Origin of the sequence: Haloarcula amylolytica JCM 13557, assembly GCF_000336615.1 — an archaeon.
Classification (GTDB): domain Archaea; phylum Halobacteriota; class Halobacteria; order Halobacteriales; family Haloarculaceae; genus Haloarcula; species Haloarcula amylolytica.
Genome location: NZ_AOLW01000079.1, coordinates 1 through 1,021, shown reverse-complemented (window position 1 = coordinate 1,021; position 1,021 = coordinate 1). Strand labels below are relative to the sequence as shown.

Here is a 1,021-nt window from a genome sequence, read left to right as displayed (position 1 = left end):
AAGGACTGGGCAAGACCGGTGCCAGCCGCCGCGGTAATACCGGCAGTCCAAGTGATGGCCGATATTATTGGGCCTAAAGCGTCCGTAGCCGGCCGGACAAGTCCGTTGGGAAATCGACGCGCTCAACGCGTCGGCGTCCAGCGGAAACTGTCCGGCTTGGGGCCGGAAGACCTGAGGGGTACGTCCGGGGTAGGAGTGAAATCCTGTAATCCTGGACGGACCACCAATGGGGAAACCACCTCAGGAAGACGGACCCGACGGTGAGGGACGAAAGCTAGGGTCTCGAACCGGATTAGATACCCGGGTAGTCCTAGCTGTAAACGATGCTCGCTAGGTGTGCCGTAGGCTACGAGCCTGCGCTGCGCCCTAGGGAAGCCGAGAAGCGAGCCGCCTGGGAAGTACGTCTGCAAGGATGAAACTTAAAGGAATTGGCGGGGGAGCACCACAACCGGAGGAGCCTGCGGTTTAATTGGACTCAACGCCGGACATCTCACCGGTCCCGACAGTAGTAATGACGGTCAGGTTGACGACTTTACCCGACGCTACTGAGAGGAGGTGCATGGCCGCCGTCAGCTCGTACCGTGAGGCGTCCTGTTAAGTCAGGCAACGAGCGAGACCCGCACTTCTAGTTGCCAGCAATACCCTTGAGGTAGTTGGGTACACTAGGAGGACTGCCGCTGCTAAAGCGGAGGAAGGAACGGGCAACGGTAGGTCAGTATGCCCCGAATGGACCGGGCAACACGCGGGCTACAATGGCTATGACAGTGGGATGCAACGCCGAGAGGCGANGCTAATCTCCAAACGTAGTCGTAGTTCGGATTGCGGGCTGAAACCCGCCCGCATGAAGCTGGATTCGGTAGTAATCGCGTGTCAGAAGCGCGCGGTGAATACGTCCCTGCTCCTTGCACACACCGCCCGTCAAAGCACCCGAGTGGGGTCCGGATGAGGCCGTCATGCGACGGTCGAATCTGGGCTCCGCAAGGGGGCTTAAGTCGTAACAAGGTAGCCGTAGAGGAATCTG

General features: G+C 59.4%; 1 rRNA gene. It reads left to right on the top strand.

Annotated elements, in window-relative coordinates:
- Positions 1-1,021, top strand: a 16S ribosomal RNA gene (locus C442_RS20695); the annotation flags it as partial.